General features: G+C 46.6%; 11 protein-coding genes. 8 read left to right on the top strand and 3 right to left on the bottom strand.

Features of this window, described 5'->3' with window-relative positions:
• Positions 1-12 precede the first annotated feature (12 nt).
• Positions 13-1,635 carry a cellulase family glycosylhydrolase gene (locus tag FHS16_RS15660; protein ID WP_312890929.1) on the top strand — a complete coding sequence of 541 codons (1,623 nt, stop codon included), beginning with the start codon at positions 13-15 and terminating at the stop codon, positions 1,633-1,635.
• Positions 1,636-2,528: 893 nt separating this feature from the next.
• Here FHS16_RS15660 and arfA read toward each other — a convergent pair.
• Positions 2,529-4,043, bottom strand: coding sequence for an arabinosylfuranosidase ArfA (gene arfA, locus FHS16_RS15655; protein WP_183564110.1), 1,515 nt, complete (start codon positions 4,041-4,043; stop codon positions 2,529-2,531).
• A 153-nt stretch (positions 4,044-4,196) separates the two neighbouring features.
• Between arfA and FHS16_RS15650 the strand changes: the two genes are divergently transcribed.
• The 7 genes from FHS16_RS15650 to lacZ all read left to right on the top strand — a co-directional run bounded on the left by FHS16_RS15650 (position 4,197) and on the right by lacZ (position 14,960).
• On the top strand, positions 4,197-5,099 hold the full coding sequence (locus FHS16_RS15650; protein WP_183564106.1) for an ArsR/SmtB family transcription factor: 903 nt from the start codon (positions 4,197-4,199) through the stop codon (positions 5,097-5,099).
• A 77-nt stretch (positions 5,100-5,176) separates the two neighbouring features.
• Complete coding sequence (locus tag FHS16_RS15645) at positions 5,177-6,754, top strand: response regulator transcription factor (RefSeq protein ID WP_183564103.1); 1,578 nt, start codon at positions 5,177-5,179, stop codon at positions 6,752-6,754.
• Positions 6,755-6,757: 3 nt separating this feature from the next.
• On the top strand, positions 6,758-8,530 hold the full coding sequence (locus FHS16_RS15640; RefSeq protein WP_183564100.1) for a sensor histidine kinase: 1,773 nt from the start codon (positions 6,758-6,760) through the stop codon (positions 8,528-8,530).
• A gap of 183 nt (positions 8,531-8,713) precedes the next feature.
• Positions 8,714-10,009 (top strand): ABC transporter substrate-binding protein, encoded by a 1,296-nt coding sequence (locus FHS16_RS15635; RefSeq protein ID WP_183564097.1) that lies wholly within the window; start codon positions 8,714-8,716, stop codon positions 10,007-10,009.
• 186 nt (positions 10,010-10,195) lie between these two features.
• The gene (locus FHS16_RS15630; RefSeq protein ID WP_183564241.1) at positions 10,196-11,035 is read left to right on the top strand and encodes a carbohydrate ABC transporter permease; all 840 of its coding nucleotides are present in this window, start codon (positions 10,196-10,198) and stop codon (positions 11,033-11,035) included.
• Positions 11,028-11,852, top strand: coding sequence for a carbohydrate ABC transporter permease (locus FHS16_RS15625; protein WP_183564095.1), 825 nt, complete (start codon positions 11,028-11,030; stop codon positions 11,850-11,852). The genes FHS16_RS15630 and FHS16_RS15625 overlap by 8 nt, the downstream gene beginning before the upstream one ends.
• Positions 11,853-11,927: 75 nt before the next feature.
• Positions 11,928-14,960, top strand: a complete 3,033-nt coding sequence (lacZ, locus tag FHS16_RS15620) for a beta-galactosidase, LacZ type (protein WP_183564092.1) — start codon at positions 11,928-11,930, stop codon at positions 14,958-14,960.
• A 93-nt stretch (positions 14,961-15,053) separates the two neighbouring features.
• On the opposite strand, the gene FHS16_RS32255 is transcribed toward lacZ, so the two are convergent.
• Entirely contained in the window at positions 15,054-15,188 is a 135-nt protein-coding gene (locus FHS16_RS32255; RefSeq protein WP_281379121.1) for a hypothetical protein, read from the bottom strand.
• Positions 15,189-15,212: 24 nt separating this feature from the next.
• Positions 15,213-16,643: an aminotransferase-like domain-containing protein gene (locus FHS16_RS15615; protein WP_183564089.1), complete on the bottom strand. Its 1,431-nt coding sequence runs from the start codon at positions 16,641-16,643 to the stop codon at positions 15,213-15,215.
• Positions 16,644-16,818 lie beyond the last annotated feature (175 nt).

Raw genomic sequence — 16,818 nt, 5'->3', positions numbered from 1 at the left:
GGGTGGGCTTGGTTGAAGAAGAATCAAGAAGTGAGCGGATTTCTGAGAGCGTCCGGTCAAAAAGTCGTCAACGGGGACGGCATGGAAATAGTGCTGCGCGGCGTTGGATTAGGGAGCTGGCTGCTGCCTGAGGGGTATATGTGGAGGTTTCCCGATGCAGGTGACCGGCCTAGACGCATCGAGGGAGTGATAGAAGAGTTGATAGGCAGCCGGAAAGCGGCTGAATTCTGGGAGCTTTATTACGATCGATACATCTCGGAAGCAGATATGGCACAGATAGGCGCCGAGGGGTTTAATTCTGTACGAATCCCAATCAATGCGAGATTTCTGATCGAGGAGGGCGAAGAACTCCAGCTGAAGCCAGGCCGCTTGGAGCTGCTTGACCGTGCTATCGGCTGGTGCCGGAAGCATTCGCTGTATGCCATACTGGATATGCATGGAGCGCCTGGCGGACAAACGGGAACGAATATTGATGATTCGGCGAATGACCTGCCTGAACTATTCTTAAATGAGCAGAATAGGCACTTGACGATTCAATTGTGGAGGCTGCTTGCCGAGCGGTATAAGGATGAATGGATTGTGGCGGGCTTCGATCTGTTAAACGAGCCGCTTCCGAATTGGTTCGCGGAATACAACGGTCGAATCATGCCGCTTTACCGGGATATCGTTCAGGCTATTCGAGAGGTCGATGAGCGTCATATGATCATTCTGGAAGGCGCGCACTGGGCGACAGATTGGTCCATTTTTGAAGAGCGGTTCGATTCTAATCTTATGTTGCAATTTCACAAGTATTGGAACAACCCCGATACGGAGAGCATACAGCCCTATTTGGACAAGCGAAGAGAGCTTGACGTGCCTATCTATATGGGTGAAGGCGGCGAGAACAACTGCGATTGGTTTACGGGTGCGTTTCGCTTATACGAGGATCATGAGATCTCATGGAATTTTTGGACGTGGAAGAAGCTGGATTGTACCAATTCACCATGCTCGGTGAATTTGCCGGATGATTGGCAGCTGATTATCGACTACATGCAGGGCGGTAAGCTGGAAGCACAGTGTGCTGAACGAATTTTATGGTCCTATTTGGATAATCTGGCTATCGAGCACTGTACGTATCATTCAGCGGTGGTTGATGCATTGTTCCGTAGAGCGCCAGTCAGCATCCCGGCTATATTCTATGGCTACAAAGGCGAGGGAGTAAGCTTCGGGATGAACGAACGAGTGGAGAGCAAGACGGGCTTCCGCCATATGGATGGGACTGATATCCGCTTCGTAGACAGCGAAAGATCCGAGCCGAATTTCCAGCATATGAAGGGTGAGTCGTGGCAGCCGGATGAGCTGCTCTATGTTAGGCTAGCTGCTTCCGATTGGGCCGAATATGAATGGTCGGTGCCAGAAGCGAGTCCGGTTCCACCTGCGTTGTTTCGATTGGAGTTTGAGGCTCGCGGCGATCATGGCGCAAGGCTGTCGATTGCACTAAACGGCAACTTCATAGGCTCTGCTCAGCTTGCTGCATGCGATTGGCAGATTATTCAGATGCAAGCAGCTGTCCAAACGGAAGGTGTACAACGGTTGTTGCTGCGTGCTGAAGGGCAATCAGTCGATCTTCTGAGGGTGAGTATTGTTAAGCTTTAGCAGTCATAGTGATCGCATGATTAGATGCGATAATAGTAATTATTGTAAGAAATGAAAAAGCAGAGAGAGCAGAAAAAGCAGAAAAAGAAAATAAACAAGAATAAGCCGAAAGAGCTGGAAGAACTGAAGAAGCTGAAAGAACAGAAAGAGCACAGTGAGCACAGAGAGCACAGAGAGCACAGAGAGCAGAAACCGTTAAGGACCTGACTCAAAAGGGATTCGCTCGTTGACGAAACAGCTTGTACGATTAAATATAAGAAGAAAACCCCATGAAAAAACGGTGCAGAGGGCAATCCCTGCGCCGTTTTTTTGACTTGGTATCTTGCTGCTTTCTTCAGCAAATGGTAAGCAAGCGAAAGCTACCCGACCTCAAGGCTAACTTTGTGTAAGCCTCGAAGCAGGAATCTGAGGAAAATGTCTATATTTAATCAGCTTATCCTTTGTTGATGGTTGGACACACTTCCATGCTAATAAGGCCAGGTTTCTTTGTTTGAGTAAGTAATGAACAGGTTAATGGTTAACGAAGCATTTAAATGATTCTGGAGAAGCGTTAGCGGTCGTTTTTGTGAGGGGATTCCAACCTTTCCTCGTTGATTCAAAGGAATCCCTGAGCAATGGCGATCGGAAGAATATTTAAAATTGCAGTTTGCTGTTTAACCTAAATAATAAAGGGAATATTCCATGGTCAAATGACGTTAGCGTTCGTTTTTGTGAGGGGATTCCAACCTTTACTCGTTGATTCAAAGGAATCCCTGAGCAATGGCGATCGCAAGAATATTTAAATGTACAGTTGGCTGTTTAACCTAAATAATAAAGGGGGATATTCCATTGTCAAAAGATTGACGTATGGAACATCCCTTTCCATTTGTAGTATTTGTAATATTTGTAGTATCCTAACGGGATGCATGCACCTGCAGCCGGATCACATTCCAAGATGCTTTGCCCAGCACAGCCGTAACATTGCCTTGCTCAGCTTTGGCATTGCCATTGTTATGGGGAACGACATTGGCAGGAGCCGCTTTCGTATTGCTCGCTTTCAAATCATCATGCTCGAGCACGATATGCTCGATGATGCTGACTTCACCGAAGCTGCGCAAGTCCACGTCCAGGGCAAGTCCTTCCGTCAAATGACGGTTGACCGCAAAAATCGTCACTTCGTTCTTTTCTTCATTATGGACGCTGATCGCCTCTAGATAAGGCACGTCAGTGAAATCCTTGGAATCGTACTTCGGTGAAGAGATGATGGGCTGCAGCACAGTGCCTCTGCCGTGAACGGAAGCATGCATGTAAGGATAATAAGTCGTCTGCAGCCATACAGGCCCGCCGTTTTCGGTCATGATTGGGGCAATTACATTAATTAGTTGCGCAAGGCATGCCATTTTCACGCGATCCGCGTGCTTCAATAATGTAATGGCGAAGCATCCCACGGCAAGCGCGTCTTCAAGTGTATAGACATCCTCGAATTCAGGAGGAGCAACCTGCCACAGTTCCTCAGCTCGGCTTGTTCCGATCGACTTCCATACATTCCACTCGTCAAGCGAGAGCATAAGCTTCTTTTTGCTCCGTTTTTTGGCCTTGATGTAATCGCAAATCGCCGTCACATCGTATATGAATTGATCCATATCCAGTGATTTCGCCAAAAAGTTAGCGCTATCGCCTTCATTGTTATTATAGTAAGTATGCAGCGACAGGAAATCGACTTGATCATAGGTAAGGTCGAGAACGGTTGCTTCCCAATCTGCGAAGGTGCTCATTCCGCTGGATGAGCTGCCGCAAGCTACAAGCTCAATGGATGGATCTACCCAGCGCATTGCTTTGGCTGTTTCATTCGCAAGCCTGCCATATTCGACAGCTGTCTTCGCTCCGATTTGCCAAGGCCCGTCCATTTCATTGCCCAGACACCAGGTTTTGAATTTGTGAGGATCTTTATAACCGTGCGAAATCCGCAGGTCGCTGTAGTAGGAGCCAGAGGGATGATTGCAATACTCTACCAGGTTACGAGCTGCATCAATACCGCGCGTACCCAGATTGACAGCCATCATGACCTCGGTTCCAGCAAGCCTCGCCCAATCGGCGAACTCGTTCGTGCCGACTTCATTCGTTTCGGTTGTCCACCAAGCGAGCTCGAGCAGACGTTTGCGCTCCGACTTTGGTCCAACGCCATCCTCCCAGTTATAGCCGGATACAAAGTTTCCGCCTGGATATCGAATGATGGGAACGTTCAACGCACGAATGGCTTCGAGCGCATCCAGTCGAAAGCCGTTGCTATCTGCAGTGGGGTGACCCGGCTCATAGATGCCGCCATATACGGCTCTGCCTAGATGTTCAATAAACGAGCCGTAAAGCCTTGGGTCCACCTCGGACACCGTAAAGTTTTTGTCGATAAGCATGGTTGATTTGATAGTCATATGAATAACCTCCCATATTGAATTAATTAATAAACGAATTCAATGTTGTTGATTTTATATATAATATTTATCATAATGAGTAAATACAATCAATATGCGCAGGTTCTATAATCGAAGGATTAATGAAATAACTAATTCTAAAGCAGGTGAAACATGTATTTATCCACGGATGCAGCCTCACTCGAGGTGTATGAAGCACTGGCAAGCGAGGTAAGATTGCAAATCATCGATCGCTTGAACACGAAAGAGATGCATATTAAGGAGCTTGCTTCCGAGCTCTATTTGAGCAGCGCGATCGTAAGCACGCATGTAAGCAAGCTGCAGAAGGCTGGCCTTGTCAGCTATCGCATGCGAAGAATCAATGGGGGAACCTACAAGTACTGTTCCCTTTCTACAGAGTTTCTACAAATCAAGTTGTCCCGCACGGTGCCAATCGAAAGGAAATTTTCTGAAGTATCTTTGCCGGTAGGGCATTATACGAATATTGAGGCAGCACCGACATGCGGGCTTGCCACAACCGAAAAAATGATTGGGCATTATGACAATCCTGCCTACTTTCTTGACCCAGAGCGTGTCCATGCAGGTATACTATGGTTCACCCGAGGTTTTGTTGAATATAAAGTGCCTAATTATTTATTTAAGGACCAAGCCGTACAGGAAATTGAAATCTCGCTCGAAATTGGCTCCGAAGCGCCTTATATAAATGACAATTGGCCATCGGATATCCAATTCATAATCAATGGGGTTTCGCTTGGCACTTGGACAAGTCCTGGTGATTTTGGCAAAATGAGAGGACGCTTCTCGCCAGCCTGGTGGCATAGCGATGTGAATCAATATGGTTTAATGAAGGTGCTTCGCATAAACAAACAAGGGAGCTTCATTGACGGCATGCAAATATCCGATATAACGATTATGGAGCTGCCTTGGGACGGGTCGCATTGGACCCTTCGAATAAGCGCCGACGATACTTCACAAGGCAGAGGCGGACTTACGCTATATGGAAAAGGCTTTGGAAATTATGACCAAGATATCGTCTTCAGAAGCTATTATGAATAAATCGTCTTCAGAAGCTATTATGAATAAATCGCCTTAGAGGCATGGGAATATATATTTTCAATTGCGGAGGTTTAACGATGGCGCTAGCATGTCGCGTGTTAATTGTAGACGACGAATTATTGGTCAGACAAGGCATTAAGCATCTATTGAATTGGGAGCAAGAGGGCTTTCAAATTATAGGCGAGGCTTCTAACGGAAAAGAGGCGCTTGAGCTGATTGAGCGTGAGGAGCCCCATATTGTCATTACGGATATTGTTATGCCCGTTATGGGCGGCGAGGAGTTGACCCGTGCGATCAAATCAAGATTTCCGCAAATCGAGGTTATCATATTGAGCAGCTTCGGGGAGTTTGATTACGTGAGATCAACGTTTCAAAGCGGTGTTGCCGATTATATTTTAAAGCCAAAGCTGGAAGCCTTTCAGCTCTTGGATATTGTGAAGCGAACGGCGCGCAAGATTCCGTCTTTGAAGCTTGAAGAAGGAGAAGTTGAAGGCGGTCAGACGATTCCGTGGATACTTGATAAGCTGATGTCAGGATATGAGATTGAGCTTGACGAAAATCGGATTAATCAATCTTTCCCGCATGACATCTTTCAATTAATCGGTACAGATTTGAAGCAAGCAGGTTCAAAGGGCAGCGAGAGGGGAGAGGAGCTGCAATGGATGGAGCGCATCTTATCAGCGCTCGATGAATATTTGCCTGACGCGGTGCATGCGAAGCTGCCGGCTGAACCGGATATGCTCGTGCTCCTCGTCAATATGAATCATACAGATAAGGATGGTTTAACTAGTGTGGGAAGGCGGCTGGCGGAGTATTCAAGAGCGCATTACCCCGCACGCGTATGGACGATTAGCGAACCATTCCTGCATGTAAAGGAGCTTGGTTCGAACTATAAAGAGCAATTTATTAGAATAAACCTTTATCAGTTTTTCCTGCCCCTCTCACAGCATTTGATCATTTACGATGAGCTGCCGTCTATCACGAATGAATTACAGCCTTTTAATATGAATCAATTCACCGAGCTGATGAACCGAAGGCAATTCGACACAGCTTTTGGCGAACTGCTTGAGCATGTGAATCGTTTGGCAGCAAACTACCAAACGGATGTATTTGAATTTAAATCCTTCGTTGGCAACGTTATTTTTAATATTACCATTCTGCTTAGCCGCTTGGATTCCGACATGAAGAAGCTGGAGGAATCGAAATATTCGTATTTCAAGCAGATCGGTGAAGCCGGACATGCGAGCAGCGCTATAGCGCTCCTTCATTCGTTTATCGCTGAAGCGAATGATGTGATTGAAAAAAGGAGCGTCACTGGCAGCAATTCGAATATGACACAGCTGCTTCTGTTTATTCGCGAGCATTATGCGGATCCGCTAAGCCTGACGGAGCTGGCCAAGCATTTTCATTTCAATCCGTCTTATTTATCAAGCTATTTCACCTCGCATAATAAGGAGGGCTTTAGCGAATATTTGAACAAGATTAGAGTTGAGAAGGCTGCAGAGCTTCTAGAGGACGTTACGGCTTCCATTTCGGAGATCAGCAGCTTGGTTGGGTACTCCGATCATAGTTATTTCACGAAAGTGTTCAAGAAGGTAACGGGACTGTCACCTAGCCATTACAGAAAACAATACGCAGCTAAGAAGAGGGATTAGGCGATGAGAGGTTTTTTGGATAGGTTCAAGTATCACGGTCTTTTTATCAAATTGTTCATGGTTACGCTTGTCAGCATCATTACTGTCGCATTGTTAACCTCGCTAGTAACGATTCAAATGTCAGAGAAGCTGTTCATGAACACCTTTAGCATCACGAATTCAAAGATTATCAGCCAAATAAAAGCCAATTTCGAATCCTTTAACTATTCCATTGTAACAGCGTCGAACAATGTGCAGCAGAATGGGACAATCAAGGGTTTTCTCACAAATCCGGATTTGAACTCGACTACCTCTTTGAAAAGCTATTACCAAGCCAGTCAGCAAATGGAGCGGATTCAGTCCAACGTTGCGGCTTATCCCGTCATGATGACCATTACCGGCGTCAATCGAAAAAGCCATTCGAATGATAGTACTTACTGGCCGAATTCGCTGGAAAAGCTGAGAAACAGCATGTTGACGGTCAATACGCTCGTTGAGCCAAAACGATTGCTGTATCAGCTGGATAAAGAAAACATTAGCGGATTGGACAAAGACCCGGTTATCGTTGCATCAAGGGCGCTTATGGAGCGAACGAGCGGCAATCAATACGGCATTTTATATTTTGCGATAAAAGAAAGCGACTTCAAGCGATTCTATGCAAGCTTCACCAGCGGCGGCAACGATGTAGCCATCCTAGATCAGTCGGGTATTATTGTATCAAGCAACCGTCAAGAGCTTATCGGCAAAGAAAATCTGGATTTGCTATCGCACGCGCAAGAAATGGAACAAAAAGGGCTAACATTCAAGGACGTTAACGTGCTTGGGGAAAACAGCTTGGTGCTGTCCGAATATTTGCCTGTCTATGATTTTTACCTGGTCAATTTAATCAATAAAAAAGAGGTGCTTAGCGAGATGGTCGATTTCAAGACCGTCGCGCTTATTTGTGTTGGCATCGTTCTCGTTGCACTCATCATTGTATTTCTAATTTCGAGACGTCTGACGAAATCCTTAACGCTGCTTGCTAGGCAAATGCCGAGAATCGCTGAAAATAACTTCGATAATTACATTACCGTATCGGGCAGCTATGAAATCAAGGAGTTAGGCAAAGCCTATAATTATATGCTTGATGAGCTGAACGAATATGTGCGCAAGCTCATTCAAACGCAGAAGGACCAACGCAACGCCGAATTATCAGCCTTGCAGATGCAGATTAATCCGCATTTCTTATACAACACGCTTGCGTCTGTCAAAATACTGGTGCAGCAGGGCAACAAGGAAAAAGCAGCAGCTACGATCAATTCGTTAATCTCGCTGCTGCAAAATACGGTGGGCAATATTAGCGAGACGATCAGCGTTGCTCAAGAGCTGGTCAATTTAAAAAACTATGTATTTATCAATCATGTGCGATACGGCGATCAGATTGCCGTCAATTATTTCATAGCGGATGATTGCTATGGATACCATATTCCCAAGCTCATCATACAGCCATTTATCGAGAATGCTTTTTTCCATGCTTTTCAGGAGCGAAAGGATGGCCATATTTACGTGCTTTTCTCACGCGAAGATGAAACGCTTGTATGCGAGGTTGTTGATAATGGCGTCGGCATGGAAGGTTATGATCACGAAAATCCCGATCACAGCGCAATCAGTACGAGTCATTTCTTCTCCGGAATCGGCATTCGCAATGTGCACGACAGAATCAGCCTTCTGTACGGCGAGGAGTATGGTGTAGAAATTGTCAGCAATATCGGTGAGGGCACGAGGGTGAAAATTAAGCTGCCGCTGCATAAAACCTAAAAATAATACCAAAATGCAAATTTATTTTTAATTACATAATAACGAATGGGAAGGTAACAATAGAATGACAAATCCACACAAATATTTTGCTAACGAGTCAATTTAATGAATTGTTATACTGATAACCGTTAGCCAGTAATTGCTTAAGAGAAATATCAGTTTAGTTAAAGGGGTTGAAAGGAATTGAAAAAACTACTCGCGGTAGTGCTTGCCAGCTTCGTATTGCTGACAGCATGCTCAAGTAAGGAAAACAATGCACCAAACAACGGCGGCAATGCTGCTGAAGGCACGAAAGAGATTACAGTATGGGCATGGGATAAAGCGTTCAACATTGGCGCAATGGAACGTGCAAGCGAAGCTTATAAAGCTAAAAACCCTGACCTTAAGGTCAACATCGTGGAAAACGCACAAGCCGATATCATTCAAAAGCTGAATGCGGGCTTGAACGCTGGTACGACAAAAAGCTTGCCGACAATCGTATTGATTGAGGATTACCGTGCGCAAAGCTTCTTGCAAGCTTACCCTGAGGCATTCTTTGATCTGTCGGAATTTATCAAAGCAGATGATTTCGCTGATTACAAAATCGGACCTACAAGCCTCGACGGCAAACAATACGGTGTTCCGTTCGACTCTGGCGTAGCCGGCTTATATGTAAGAACTGACTACTTGGAGCAAGCGGGCTACAAAGTCGCTGACCTGCAAGATATTGATTGGAAAAAATTCATCGAAATCGGCAAAGCAGTGAAAGAAAAAACAGGCAAATCTTTGCTTACACAAGATCCCAACGATCTTGGACTTATCCGCATGATGATACAATCTGCTGGATCATGGTACTTGAAAGAAGACGGTACTACACCTAATCTTGCAGACAACGCAGCCCTTAAAGAAGCATTCGAAACATACAAAGCAATGATGGATGCCGATATTGTCAAAGCGAATTCCGACTGGAGCCAATTTGTTGGTGCATTCAACAGCGGCGAGGTTGCTTCCATTCCGACAGGAAACTGGATCACAGCATCCGTTAAAGCAGAAGCTTCACAATCAGGCAAATGGGCAGTTGTTCCATTCCCTAAATTGACGACTACAGCGGGCTCTGTTCATGCTTCCAACCTTGGCGGCAGCTCGTGGTACGTTATGAACGTTGACGGCAAAGAAGCAGCAGCTGAATTCTTGAAGCAAACTTTCGGTTCCGATGTTGATCTATACCAGAAGCTTGTTACTGAAATCGGTGCAATTGGTACGCTTAAAGCTGCGGCAGCAGGCGATGCTTACAAGCAAGCTGATGAGTTCTTCGGCGGCCAAAAAGTAATCGAAGATTTCGCGAAATGGACAGAACAAATTCCTAACGTGAACTACGGCATGCACACATATGCGGTTGAAGACATTCTTGTCGTAGAAATGCAGAACTACCTAGGCGGCAAGGCAATCGACGATGTACTGAAAGATGCGCAAGCACAAGCAGAAACACAAGTGAAATAAACTAGACCATACGGCTGAGAAATAAAACCTGAGACTTTTCCTTTTCCGGTGCCAAGTGAATAATGCGGCTGCTTGATCAGGGGAAGTCTCCCCAGGTTTTATGACCGTCAAGAGAGGGGTTAGGCTAACGTGAAAGCAGCGAGGCCTGGCGTGAAAATTCGCAATAGAGCTAATTTGACCGGATGGATGTTCATCATTCTGGCAGTTGTCATGATTGTGGCATTCTATTTCTATCCAATGATTCAAGCGTTGTTGCTATCGTTCAAATCGGGTAAAGGGATGAATCTCGATTACGTCGGATTTGACAATTATGTCCGCTTGTTCACTGACAAAACGTTTTTGACGGCATTAAAGAACACCTTTATTTACTTGATTATTCAAGTTCCAGTAATGATCGTGCTTGCTATGTTTATTTCTGTATTGCTTAACGACAGTAAACTGAAGTTTAAAGGATTTTTCCGAACGGCTATTTTCTTGCCGGCCGTTACCTCGCTCGTAGCGTATTCCGTTATCTTTAAATATTTGTTCGCATCTGAAGGACTAGTCAATAAGCTGTTGACCAATCTTCATTTGATCGCTGCGCCGATTCAGTGGATTACGGATCCATTCTGGGCGAAAGTTACCGTTATTATCGCAATCACATGGCGCTGGACCGGCTATAACATGATCTTTTATTTGTCCGCGCTTCAAAATATCGACCATTCCATATATGAGGCTGCAAAAATCGACGGTGCTTCGTCAACAAGACAGTTTTTTGGGATTACCGTTCCTTTGCTCAAGCCAATCATATTGTTTACATCCATAACGTCAACCATCGGTACGCTGCAATTGTTTGATGAGGTTGTCAATATTACGAAGGGCGGACCGGGTAATGCATCCATGTCCATCTCGCAATATATTTATAACCTTTCCTTCAAATACTCAGCCGATTTCGGCTACGCAGCTACAGTATCTTACTCGATCGTGATCATGATCATCATCTTGGCATTTATTCAGTTCAAAGCGGCAGGTGATAAAAATGGATAAGCTAAAGCGTGTATTTATCTATATCTTTCTAAGCTTGCTTGCCTTCGTATCGATCTTCCCGTTTCTTTGGATGATCATCAGCGCTACCAACAAATCGGCTGACGTAACCCAAGGAAGATTGCTTCCCGGCGGACAGCTTATCGAGAATCTTAAACAGCTTTTCAATACCGTTGACATCGTGCCAGCATTGCTGAACTCAGCGAAAATTTCTGTCACGACTACGATTCTAGCCATGGTTATTGCATCTTTAGCCGGTTATGGCTTTGAAATCTATCGGAGTAAAGCAAAGGATATCGTATTTAGCATCCTGCTGCTTTCGATGATGATTCCATTCGCAGCAATTATGGTGCCATTGTTCCAAATGTTCGGCAAAATTTCGCAGGTTATTCCGTTTATCGGATTGGATACCTTGTCTGGCGTCGTTCTGCCGACGTTTACGACTGCTTTTCTTATTTTCTTCTTCCGTCAGAATACCAAAATGTTCCCGCGGGAGCTGCTTGAAGCAGGTCGAATCGACGGATTGAATGAGATCAGTCTCTTCTTCCGAATCTTTATGCCAACGATGAAGACGACATACGCGGCAGCTGGCATTATCACCTTTATGTCAAGCTGGAACAATTATTTGTGGCCGCTCATCGTCTTACAATCGCCGGAGAAGAAAACGGTGCCGATGCTGATCTCTAATTTAGGATCAAGCTATTCGCCTGATTATGGTATTATTATGACAGCTATCGTTATTTCAACGATACCAACAGCGCTTGTGTTCTTCTTAATGCAGAAGCACTTCGTAGCGGGAATGACTGGCTCAGTGAAATAAGTACACGAAAAGTCAGGCGGCCGCGTGCTCGATACGCGCCTCCTGACTTTTACATGACTATAAGGGGAAATCGCAATGACTACAATGAAACCGAATGTGAGCTGGCTCACGGATGTGAGCGTATTTGCGGTAAACCGTTTGCCGGCCCACTCTGATCACCGTTATTACGAGACGGTAGAGGAAGCCGAGAAGGAAGCGCCAATGGCACTTCGCCACTCATTGAACGGCAGCTGGAAATTCGCCTATTCCGTTAAACCTGCCGATCGTCCAGCGTTATTTCATGAAGCGGACTATGACTGCAATGGCTGGAGCAGTATAGAAGTTCCGGGCCATATTCAGCTGCAAGGCTTTGGCAAACCTCAGTATGTGAATACGATGTATCCATGGGATGGCCACAATGATATTCGTCCGCCTGCAATTCCCGAGGACCATAATCCGGTTGGCAGCTATGTGAAATATTTCTCTGTGCCGGGCAATATGCAGGGCAAGCCTGTGTATCTTTCGTTTCAAGGGGTAGAGTCCGCCTTCTATCTATGGCTGAACGGGCAATTTGTCGGTTATAGCGAAGACAGCTTCACGCCATCGGCATTCGATTTGACTCCGTTTCTGGTTGAAGGCGAAAATAAGCTTGCGGTAGAAGTATATCAACGTAGCACGGGCAGCTGGCTGGAAGATCAGGATTTTTGGCGTTTTTCAGGTATATTCCGCGATGTATATTTATATACAGTTCCTAGTGTTCACGTAAGTGACCTGTTCGTACATGCTGAGCTTGATCAAGCATACAAGAACGGTCAATTGCGCGTAGATTTGAAGCTGTCAGGCGAACAGCCATCCAGCGTGACCATGACTTTGAAGGATGCAGACGGTCAAATAGTCGCAACAGGCAAATCCGAGTCGTTCGGGGACGGCAAGGCAACCGTGTCGATGGATGCCGGACAAGTAACGCCGTGGAGCGCAGAGAAGCCCTATTTGTATATGCTTTATATATCGGTTTTTGATTCAGAAGGCAAGCTAGTTGAAGCCGTTCCGCAAAGGGTAGGTTTCCGCAACTTCGAAATGATTGACAAGGTTATGCATCTCAACGGGAAACGTATCGTATTCAAAGGCGTTAACCGCCATGAATTCAACAGCCGCAGAGGACGTTCCATCACGAAGGAAGACATGCTGTGGGATATAGCTACCCTTAAACGCAACAATCTGAATGCCGTTCGCACCTCCCATTACCCGAACCAATCGTTATGGTACGAGCTATGCGATATTTATGGTGTCTATGTAATTGACGAGATGAACCTGGAGACGCATGGGTCATGGCAAAAAATGGGCGCGGTTGAGCCGTCCTGGAACATCCCGGAGAACAAACCGGAATGGCAGCCGATCGTAATGGATCGCGCGATTTCGATGGTGGAACGGGATAAGAACCATCCTTCTATTCTCATTTGGTCCGTAGGCAACGAGGCTTATGCTGGTGAGGTACTTCTGAACGTATCCCATTATTTCCGTGAGACGGACCCGAGCAGGCTCGTTCAATACGAAGGCGTATTCCACAACCGAACTTATGATGCGACCAGCGACATGGAAAGCCGGATGTATGCGAAGCCCGCCGATATTGAGGAATACTTGAACGCTGATCCGCAGAAGCCATACATCAGCTGCGAATATATGCATGCAATGGGCAACTCGGTTGGCGGCATGCACAAATACACGGAGCTTGAGCAGAAATATCCGATGTATCAAGGCGGATTTATTTGGGATTATATCGATCAGGTCATTGTGAAAAAAGATCGTTATGGCAAAGAGTTTTTGGCTTTCGGCGGCGATTTCGACGACCGGGCGACGGACTATAACTTCTGTACGAACGGCATCGTATTCGCGGACCGCAAGGAATCGCCCAAGATGCAGGAGGTTAAGTTCCTTTACCAAAACATTAAGCTGATTCCTGACCGCAGCGGCTTGAAAATCATCAACGAAAATCTGTTCGAGGGTACGGATGCTTATGAACTGGTGCTCACGCTGCATCTTGAAGGGAAAGAAATATTCCGCAGCACGCAAAGCATCGCGGTTGACGCGCAATCCGAAGCGTATGTGGAGCTGTCGCTGCCAAACACGGACGAGCCTGGCGAATACGCCATTCACGCTTCGCTACTGCTGAAAGAGGGTACGCTTTGGGCGGATGCGGGTCATGAGACCTCGTTCGGTCAATATGTATTCGTAACAGAGGGCAATCAAGTTGAAATGCAGCAAGAAGGATCGCTTAGAGTCGTGCAGGGCGATGTTAATATCGGTGTGCATGGACGCGATTTCAGCATCATGTTCTCGAAGCAAGCAGGTACGTTGATTTCGGTTAATTATGCGGGCAGAGAAATGATTGCAATCCCGCCGGCACCGTTGTTCTGGCGTGCAACAACCGATAATGACAAAGGCTTTGCGCTTGGCTTCGATTCTGGAGCATGGTTCGCTGCCAGCTTGACTCGCAAATGCATTAGCGTGCGGCTTGTCGAGGAAGAAGGCAACGCAACCGTCACTTTCGACTATAAGCTAAGCATAAGCGCAGATGTTCAAGTATCCGTTGCTTACACGGTGAAGCCAGACGGAAGCTTGCATGTGAAATCACGTTATGTAGGCGTCGAGGGCTTGCCGAAACTTCCGATATTCGCGCTTTCTTTCAAGGTTCCAGCGGATTATTGCCATTTGGATTGGTATGCAATGGGTCCTGAAGAAAACTATATCGACCGCGCGTTCGGAGCCAGATTAAGCGAGTTCCAGAACGATGCGGCAGATAATGTATCGGGTTATGTTGTTCCTCAGGAATCAGGCAACCGTACAGGCGTTCGTCGCGTTAGTATCAGCAATGACTATGGCCAGGGCATTCGAATTACGGCACCAGCCAAGCAGCCAGTGGAATGCAATATTTCTCCATACACTGCATTTGAGCTTGAGAGCGCATATCATCACTATGAGCTGCCGAACGTGCATTATACCGTGATTACGGTAGCAGGCAGACAGATGGGTGTTGGCGGCGACGACAGCTGGGGTGCACCGGTACATGATGAGTATTTAATTCCAGCTAACCAAGAGCTGGCGTTTGAATTCAATATTCAGCGTTTGTAGGTTGGATATCATATAGAAATGGCTGTACAGGATGTATAACCTGTACAGCCTTTTTTCTATTCCCGTAAACAACCGATGGGGGAAGGTTATTAGTTAATGACCGTCATTCATTCTCTTCAAAATCTGGTCTTGAATATGGTTGTCATCACGGATGATGCCTGCTCCAGCCAGCAGGATGTAGATAATGCCGCCAAAAAACAAAGCGCTCAAAATGATAATGTAAGTCATCGCAATCAACTCCTCTCATTCATGTTAGCTGCGCTCCAAAGCTTCCGCGAAGGCAGATATGCCTATCGCTATTTCTTCAGGCCTCGGCTTTGCGTAGCTGAGGCGAACATGCCCCGGCTCAGAGCCGTACACGCTACCGGGAACAAATACGACGCCGCGTTTGATCGCTTCCTCAAGCAATTTGCCGTCATCGATAGCGTGGTTGATTTTGCACCATACATTCAGGCCGCCAACCGGCGGGACAAAGCTGATTCGATCTTGCAGTGTATGCGTGAGCGCCTCCAACATAAGAAGCTGCTTCTGCTGCAGCGATTGGCGCAGCTCCTTGATATGTTTATCGAATTCTTCAGAGGCAAGCAGGCGCTCCGCAGTCCACTGGGCTATTATGCTCAAGCCGAAATCCATCTGCTGCCTCGCGTCAGAGAGACGGTCTACGACTGATTGGGGAGCAACCAGCCAGCCAATGCGAAGGCCGGAGGCTGCTGTTTTGGAAAGCGAGCCGATATACAGGACAATGCCGTCTTTGTCCAGCGACTTAAGCGATGTCGGAATGCTGCCGCGGAAGTCGGTCAAGCTGAACGGGTCATCCTCTACGATTGGAATACGCAGGTCGGCGGCAATGGCAAGGACTCTTTTTTTTTTGACATCGCTTAGGGTAGTGCCGGTAGGATTCTGATAATTGGGATTTAAAAAGACCATTCGGATACGGTGGTTCTTGTACAGCGTGATGATATCCTCTGGATCAATGCCATCCGCATGGACAGGCAGCCGGAAGATTCGCAAGCCTGCTGATTGAAACATCGGCAGCGAATAGGTGTAGGAAGGATCCTCGATGGCTACCGCATCTCCCGGCGATAATAAACATTGCGTAATCAAATACAAGGATTGCTGCGATCCGGATGTGATTAACATAGACGTTTCGGATGTGATCAGGTTTTGATCCTGCAGCAGCTTATTCACAAGGGCTTGCCGGAGCGGCAAATAGCCCTGCGGGTCATCATAGCCCAGATGCTCATCGAACGACTCCTCGCGTAAAATCCGGCTCACGATACGATTTGGGAAAAGATCAGATGAAAGCTCTCCGCTTGCCATGTTAATGATGGATGCATCATAGCGCGTTACTTCCCGAATTCTTCTCATAAATGGCAGATTGGGCAGGAAGGTGCCTCCCTCCGTATATAAGCGCCAATTCGGCGTATGCAGGGGTGATACACCCCACTTGGTCAAGCTTACGCGCGTTCCGCTGCCAACGGTGCTTTCCACTAACCCCGAAGCTCTCAGCTCCTCGTAAGCTTGAACGACGGTGCTGCGGTTAACGCCAAGCTGCTCGGCGAGCTTGCGCTCGGAAGGCAGCACGCTGCCTGGGGGGAGCTGCGCATAGGTAATGCCGCGCTCGATATGCTCGACGATTTGCCGGTATAACGGCATGGGGGCTGAGCGATCAGGTTTCCACACGGCGGGTTCATCCTTTAACCATAATGGTAGGTATTTGATGTGCAATTATAACGGTAACGGACTGCGCATGAATTGTACAGAACCAATTGGAAGTATTATGCCCCATCCAATTCAAGGTTACCATATTGGCTGAGCTCCGTGGTATGATAGGTAGAAATCACGCGAAAAGCATGAG

The sequence above is a fragment of the Paenibacillus endophyticus genome (assembly GCF_014192395.1).
Classification (GTDB): domain Bacteria; phylum Bacillota; class Bacilli; order Paenibacillales; family Paenibacillaceae; genus Pristimantibacillus; species Pristimantibacillus endophyticus.
Note: the sequence above shows the minus strand (reverse complement) of the source record. Positions and strands in the feature narration are given on the sequence as shown.

Coding starts and splice junctions, on each gene's coding strand:
- arfA (WP_183564110.1), bottom strand. CDS start 4,043: ATGACTATCAAATCAACCATGCTTATCGACAAAAACTTTACGGTGTCC.
- FHS16_RS15650 (WP_183564106.1), top strand. CDS start 4,197: ATGTATTTATCCACGGATGCAGCCTCACTCGAGGTGTATGAAGCACTG.
- FHS16_RS15645 (WP_183564103.1), top strand. CDS start 5,177: ATGGCGCTAGCATGTCGCGTGTTAATTGTAGACGACGAATTATTGGTC.
- FHS16_RS15640 (WP_183564100.1), top strand. CDS start 6,758: ATGAGAGGTTTTTTGGATAGGTTCAAGTATCACGGTCTTTTTATCAAA.
- FHS16_RS15630 (WP_183564241.1), top strand. CDS start 10,196: ATGTTCATCATTCTGGCAGTTGTCATGATTGTGGCATTCTATTTCTAT.
- FHS16_RS15625 (WP_183564095.1), top strand. CDS start 11,028: ATGGATAAGCTAAAGCGTGTATTTATCTATATCTTTCTAAGCTTGCTT.
- lacZ (WP_183564092.1), top strand. CDS start 11,928: ATGACTACAATGAAACCGAATGTGAGCTGGCTCACGGATGTGAGCGTA.
- FHS16_RS32255 (WP_281379121.1), bottom strand. CDS start 15,188: ATGACTTACATTATCATTTTGAGCGCTTTGTTTTTTGGCGGCATTATC.